This window comes from Dongia sp. (assembly GCF_041918875.1).
Lineage (GTDB): Bacteria > Pseudomonadota > Alphaproteobacteria > Dongiales > Dongiaceae > Dongia.
This window is the reverse complement of sequence record NZ_JAYRUV010000015.1, coordinates 134,188-140,757: the sequence shown is the minus strand read 5'-3', so window position 1 is coordinate 140,757 and position 6,570 is coordinate 134,188. Positions and strand designations below refer to the sequence as shown.

The window sequence follows — 6,570 nt, the reverse complement described above, 5'->3', positions numbered from 1 at the left end:
AACTGCAAACGCTCATCCATGACACAGGTCTCTTTCCAAGGCATCGGCAAGTCCCCCTTGCCGACCATGTTGACCTGTTACCCATCTCTCCGGTCCAAACTGTTACCTATCTCTCCGGTCTATACCGTCACTTGCGCCCCCCTCCCGACCTCCCCCCTTAAGGTGGGAGGAGATGAGAGCGGGGTGAAGAGCCCTCCCACCTTCAGGGGGGAGGGTTGGGTGGGGGGCAGTTCAGTTTCGTTCCCCGAGAACGCCTCAATGTCCGCTCTGTGTCGGCACGGAAAGCACTTCCTGCAGCTCGTTCATCAGTTTGGTGATGCGCTCCGCCGACGCGCCGGAGGTGGTGGCCAATGTCTTGATCTCCTGCGCCACGACGGCGAAGCCCAGGCCCTGCTCGCCAGCCCGGGCGGCTTCGATGCGGGCGTTGAGGGCCAGCATCTTCAGCGCGCGCAGAACTTCGAGGATGTTGCTGGTATCCTTGACGATATGTTCGGAGATGGCGGCGATACGATTGATGAGGTCCGTATTGGCCTGCTCCATCTGCTTGCGCTCGGTGATATCGATGATGAAGCCTTCGAGGAATTCAAGCTGGCCGCTTGTATCGAAGACACCGCCGCCGATCTCATGCACCCAGACCGGCTCGCCCTGGCGCGGCATGATGCGATAGTCGATGTTCCAGTTGGACTGCGTTTCCAGCGCCTTGCCGACGGCGGCATCGACACTGGCGATGTCGTCGGGATGAGTGATGGAGCTGTAGCCGCGCACCTTGTTGCCGATGAAATCGCTGGCCGGATAGCCGCTCACCGCCAGGATGCCTTCGCTGATATAGAGCATGGTGTAATTGGCATCGTTGCGGCAGCGGTAGAGGAAGCCATCCATGCGGCCGGTGATGGAGAGCAGGGCAGAAAGACGCTCGTCCGCCGGCGTAGCGTAGCTGCTGGAACTTCCCGTGAGGGCTTCGTCGGTCATGGCGCTTCCTGAATCATTCAGTGTCATGGTCCACCGCACCGCTTGGGGAAATTGGCCGTGACGGGAAAATTAGCCTCGCCAGGTAAACAAATGGTAATCCCGCAGCGCATTTGCAGGCTGGCGCCGCAACCTCACCCGGGTCCGCGGCGGCTCAGTTAACGTCTCATTCATCTTTCACTTGGACTTGAGATAGCTCTCAAGGGAATCGTCCATGGCGGTGAGCCAGGGCGTGTGATGCTTGGGCGAGATGTTGCCGGTCATGACGGAGCGATAGCAATTGTTGCGAAAGCCCATGATGTCTTCCGCCTTGTGATGCTCCCATTCCATGAAGGTCTTGTTGACCGTCTCTATGTCGAAGCTGGGATAGTCGGTAAGGCCGATCAGCTCCTTCACATAGTCGCCCTGGAACCAGATCATCTGTTCGGCGTCCTCGAGCTTCTCTTCCCGGGCGCGCCAGTCGGCGCTGTTCTTGCGCATCTCGGAGAGTGCCGGCAATTTCTGGCGCCCGAGGATCACGTCGCGCGCGTACCAGGCCTGGGCATCGAACATGTTGAAGGTATAGAACTGGTCCTGCATGCCGATATAGTGCAGTTGCGGATTGTCCTCCCACACCACGCCGCGATAGAGACCCAGCGGCCACAGCCGGTTCTCGGTCTTCAGTCGCAGACTGTCCTCGATGAAGGGGAAATGGTGCTGGTAGCCGGTGCAGAGGATGATCGCGTCCACATTCTTCGACGTGCCATCCTTGAAAAAAGCGGTCTTGTTCTCGACCCGCTGCAGCAGCGGCTTCTCCTCCCAGTTGTTGGGCCATTTGAAGCCCATGGGGCGGCTGCGATAGGTGTTGGTGATCGACTTGGCGCCGTATTTGTAGCATTGCGAGCCGATATCCTCGGCCGAATAGGAGCGTCCGACGATGAGGATATCCTTGCCCTTGAACTCGACCGCGTCGCGGAAGTCGTGGGCATGGAGGACGCGACCGTTGAAATTGCGGAAACCCGGGAACTCCGGCACGTTCGGCGTCGAGAAATGGCCCGAGCAGACGATTACATGGTCGAAGCTTTCCGTACTCTTGTGATCCTTTACCAGATCATGCGCCGTGAGGTTGAATTTACCGCTGGCCTTGTCGAAATGGATGTCGCGCACGGGTGTGCGGAAACGCACCCAGCCGCGCACACCGGCTTTCTCGACGCGGCCCTTGATATAGTCCCAGAGAACGGCGCGGGGTGGATAGGAGGCGATAGGGCGGCCGAAATGTTCCTCGAACGTGTAGTCGGCGAATTCGAGGCATTCCTTGGGTCCGTTGGACCACAGATAGCGGTACATGGAGCAATGGACCGGCTCGCCGAATTCATCGAGCCCGGTGCGCCAGGTGTAATTCCAGAGGCCGCCCCAATCGTCCTGCTTTTCGAAGCAGACGATTTCGGGAATGTCGGCGCCCTTGGCGGCGGCGGACTGGAAGGCCCGGAGAACGGCGGTTCCCGAAGGACCGGCGCCGATGACGGCAACTCGCTTTTTCATGTCGGCTCCCTGCACCTGATTTTTAAATGGGTAAAAGCGTGTTCAAACCTCGTCTGGCGGGGGTTGCGGGCGGCCAATCGGGCGGCCGGTGGATCCCGCAAAAAGCTGCACAAGAATGACCGAAACAATAGCCTATGGATCGCAGGGCTTTCAATAACTCCGTTACCAAAGGCAGACAAATTTGGACCAATAACGAACCAATCAGAGTGCATCCAGCCAAGCGGTTCGGTAGCCGTCCGCGTGCCAGAGAATCGGGAAGAAGCTTTCATCCATGCCGAGGTCGTCGTGGCGGCGATAGCGGCTGTAGATGTAACTGACGTTGGTGGGGTGGAAGCGGCATTCGGACGATATGCAGTGCGAGACGAGGGAACGGCGCGGCACCGTCGCGGTGTTGGCGCCGGAACCGTGCCAGACCCTGCCGTGATGAATGACGGCATCGCCCGCCTCCACTTCGATGGGCACGATGTCGATGGCGCCGCCGGCTTCGCCGGCCGCGTTCCGCAAGGTGGCGCGATAATCGTCCGGCGCATGGAACTTGCCGCGCGGTGGCGAGAGCGGCCACAGATGCGAGCCGCGCGCATATTCGATGGTCCCGCCTGCGGCGGTGGTGGCGTCGAGCGGCATCCAGCAGGTGATGTAGCCCGCTGGCACGACCCAGTCGCAATAGCTGTCATCCTGGTGAAAGCCCAGCGACCTGGCTCCGGGCGGCTTCCACAACACATTGTCCTGCCCGAGCCGGGCGCCTTCCCAGCCGCCCAGCCGCGCACAAAGTTCGCCCACCTTGGCCGAAAGTATGATGTGGGCGATGGTGCGATCGGACTTCCAGCCGTTGCAGATCTGCCGTGTCCGGTCCGGCGGATCGCGCCCTTCCTGCCAGTTCCATTCGTCGGGATAGAGGCCGGTCTCGAAACGGCCCTGGAACAATGGCTCGAAGCGGGAGCGGGCGGCCTCGATTTCGGCTGCGCCCAGCAGATTGCGGATGGCGACGAAACCGTCGCGGCGGAAGGTGTCGATGAGGTCTTGATCGATCACGATGTAACTCTTCACGCAAAGAAAATGGGCGGAGCCAAGCCGGCTCCGCCCATCATCTGATCATCCATCAGCCTGTGAATATCCAGTTGGATATCAGCACCACGGCGATACCGGCGCCCAGGGTTACATAGGGCAGCATACCAGCCTTCTTTTCGCCCAGATGGCCTGCATCCTTGATGCCGAGATCATCCAGCATCCGGTCCGGGAACTTGCCCTTGTCCTGGATGTAATGGCGGAACCAGAAGACCGGAATGATCAGTGCCGCGGCACCCAGGCCGTACCAGAGAGCAACGGGGTTCCATACCTTGGCACCGGCGCCCATGAACATGGCATTGACGAAGGCGAGGACCGTGCCGGCCGCGAGGATGATGGTCGGTGCCTTGAACGGGCGCTTAACGTGACCATTGTCGATGCGGTGGATCCAGCCGGCGTTGAGGTTGAGGAAGTTGAAGATGATATAGCCACAGTTAGAGACCGCGAGGATGAAGTAGTAGGCGGTGGCATCGGTTGCCGCGATGGAGAGCAGGAACAGATTGAATGCCAGATCCGTCCACATCGCGCCGGTCGGTGCGCCGTTATGATTGACGTGGCTGAGATATTTCGGCAGCCACCCATCCACGGAGCCCTGATAGAGCGTGCGCGACGAACCTGCCATCGCCGTCACGATGATCAGGATCAGTGACGCGATCATCAGGAAGACGAAGATGACATTGATCGCGCCGCCACCGCCCACCATCCGCGCCATCACGTCGGCCACACCGGTTCCTGCGACCACGCCGCCATCGAGCATGCCTGTCAATCCCAGATAGCCCTGGAAGGTGATCGGCACCAGGATGAAGAGGACGAGACAGAGAAGACCGGAATAGAAAATCGCCTTGAAGGTATCCGTCTCCGGATTCTTGAACTCGCTGGTGTAGCAGATCGCGGTCTCGAAGCCGTAGGTCGACCAGGCGGCGATGAACATGCCGCCAAGGATCAAGGTCCAGCCGGCGACATTCCAGGCGCCAGGTTCCGGTGCATAGGGCACGGCCAGGGGTACGAAGGGCGAAAAATTGGTGCTGTCGAAGTTCCCGTTCAGGAACGGCACCACGCCGACAATGAAGAGTGTCAGCACGATAATGAGACCCACAACCGTCTGTACTTTGGCGGTGCCAAGGATGCCGCGATGCTGGATGGCGAAGGCCACGAGCATGAGGATGGCACCGATGACGAACGTCCAGTTGAAGGACAGGCTGAATAGCCCGAAGCTCCACGAGTGGCCCCAATTGTGCAGCGGCATCAGATTGACAATAGCCGCGGCATCATCGATCACCGCGCCGGCCGCCGTTGAGCGGGCGATTTCGGCGGCGATGGCTTCGGCTGCCGGTGCCGGCTCCACGATGCCAAGGATGTAGCCCGCAGCGATGGCGGAGCCCAGCGAGAGCACTGGCGTCCAGGCGATCCAGTTACACCAGACCGAAAGCGGCGCGATGAACTTGCCGTATTTCAGCCAGGCGGCGGCGCCATAGACCGAGGCCCCGCCCGATTTGTTCGGGAAGAGGCCCGCGATTTCGGCATAGGTGAAGGATTGAATGAAGCCCATCACCATCGAAACGGCCCAGATGGCGAAGGCCGGAATGCCGACCGTGCCGGCAATGCCGCCGATCGAGAAGAGGACGAGGGCCGGAACGCCGCTCGCTACCCAGAAGGCACCGCGCCAGTCGATGGAGCGTACCAGTTCGCCCTTTGCAGGGCCTGACATCGTTTCCGCAGACATCTCTCCAGTTCCCCTCACTATTGAAACTTCAGTTTGCGATGCGGGGTCTTTCGTTCCTTGCTACGTCTCACCCGAGCAACCGTGCAGCCCCCGTTGCCGCCGGTCATCTGCAAATGCTGTCAACGCCACGCGTGAGCAAAAGCACCAAGTAACCAAACGCAGAGTAAGCAACGCATATCGGCCGCTGGGATGAACTATCAGCGGATTTGGTCGTAATTGGTCTGTTGTGTCGTGCCAGCACAATGTCCGCCAGCGGCGGGGGCGCCCGCGGCTGCATGGCCCGGGGCCGCTGACGGGGCCGCCGGCCGTTTCGTGATTTCCATCGTCAAACGCTGCAATCCCAAGCGAAATTCCCCCCTCGCCGGTCACGCGTCGCTACTGAATCAACTCCTATCATCATGCGACAATCTGTCCACCCAATCCAGCACAATCTAATGAAACTTGGTCCAGGATTGGTTGAAGCTAAAGGCGCGGCGCGATATCATTTCACAATGTCTATTGGACGAGGCGCGGATGACGAAGGATGCGGACAAACTGGTCCTTATCGGCGAAGCTGCAACTGCGCTGCGGGAGGACTTCCTGCATTGGCAATGCCGCTTGCGGCAGATGGCGATGCGCGAAGGCGGTGGCCGCCCTTCGGCGGGCATGCGGCCGCTGATCTTCGCGCGCGACGACAGCCAGCTAGCCGGATCGACCGTCGTGCTGCTGCACAAGGCCGAACCGGAGAATGCGACGGCTTTTTTTCGCCATCAGGTGCTGAAAACACAGGATCCGGTCGAGCGCTGGGAGAAGGCGACCGAACACATGGCCGCCGGCTATTTCCAGCGCTATCGCGACTTCGACGACACGCTGACGGCCTTGTTCGGTCCGGCATCGGAACTGGTCGACCGGATGTTGAGTGACGGCAAGATCTATCTGGATTTCGCCGAACTCAGCCAGCGTTTCCGGCTGCTCTGCAAGGTGACGGAGCTGACCGAGCGCGATCTGCTCTATCAGGCGACCTATTGGCACAACCGCATGTTCAACCCGAACATTCCAGCCGGCGTCCGCGTCGTATCCTTCGCGCCGGACTGGGGGCGCAGCCAAGGTGAAAGCGGCTTCGAGGATGAGGCGTAGGGTTCTTCATCATGGTGAGGCAGCTGTCACCCGCGCGCCCACCCAACCCTCCCCGTGAAGGGAGAGGGCTCTACGACTGAGTTCGCATTGCCACCTCGCTCTAATCTCCCTCTCCCTTCACGGGGAGGGTCGGGGTGGGGGCGATGGCGGTCGCGCTCTCACAAACCAGCGCACGCAAA

5 protein-coding genes are annotated in these 6,570 nt (G+C 60.4%); 1 reads left to right on the top strand and 4 read right to left on the bottom strand.

Annotation, left to right across the window (positions count from 1 at the left end; all coding sequences use genetic code 11):
• Positions 1 to 255: 255 nt before the first annotated feature.
• From ACE3TY_RS16405 to ACE3TY_RS16390, 4 genes are all read right to left on the bottom strand, one after another.
• Positions 256 to 969, bottom strand: coding sequence for a methyl-accepting chemotaxis protein (locus ACE3TY_RS16405; RefSeq protein WP_374654896.1), 714 nt, complete (start codon positions 967 to 969; stop codon positions 256 to 258).
• 174 nt (positions 970 to 1,143) lie between these two features.
• Positions 1,144 to 2,487: an NAD(P)-binding domain-containing protein gene (locus tag ACE3TY_RS16400; RefSeq protein ID WP_374654894.1), complete on the bottom strand. Its 1,344-nt coding sequence runs from the start codon at positions 2,485 to 2,487 to the stop codon at positions 1,144 to 1,146.
• A gap of 201 nt (positions 2,488 to 2,688) precedes the next feature.
• On the bottom strand, positions 2,689 to 3,519 hold the full coding sequence (locus ACE3TY_RS16395) for a phytanoyl-CoA dioxygenase family protein (RefSeq protein WP_374654892.1): 831 nt from the start codon (positions 3,517 to 3,519) through the stop codon (positions 2,689 to 2,691).
• 67 nt (positions 3,520 to 3,586) lie between these two features.
• Entirely contained in the window at positions 3,587 to 5,275 is a 1,689-nt protein-coding gene (locus ACE3TY_RS16390) for an APC family permease (RefSeq protein ID WP_374654890.1), read from the bottom strand.
• Between the two features lie 513 nt (positions 5,276 to 5,788).
• Between ACE3TY_RS16390 and ACE3TY_RS16385 the strand changes: the two genes are divergently transcribed.
• Entirely contained in the window at positions 5,789 to 6,391 is a 603-nt protein-coding gene (locus ACE3TY_RS16385; RefSeq protein ID WP_374654888.1) for a hypothetical protein, read from the top strand.
• Positions 6,392 to 6,570: the final 179 nt, after the last annotated feature.

What these genes read in the sequence shown, in the direction of transcription:
- ACE3TY_RS16400 (WP_374654894.1), bottom strand. Translation starts at nt 2,487, where the DNA reads ATGAAAAAGCGAGTTGCCGTCATCGGCGCCGGTCCTTCGGGAACCGCC.
- ACE3TY_RS16405 (WP_374654896.1), bottom strand. Translation starts at nt 969, where the DNA reads ATGACCGACGAAGCCCTCACGGGAAGTTCCAGCAGCTACGCTACGCCG.
- ACE3TY_RS16390 (WP_374654890.1), bottom strand. Translation starts at nt 5,275, where the DNA reads ATGTCTGCGGAAACGATGTCAGGCCCTGCAAAGGGCGAACTGGTACGC.
- ACE3TY_RS16385 (WP_374654888.1), top strand. Translation starts at nt 5,789, where the DNA reads ATGACGAAGGATGCGGACAAACTGGTCCTTATCGGCGAAGCTGCAACT.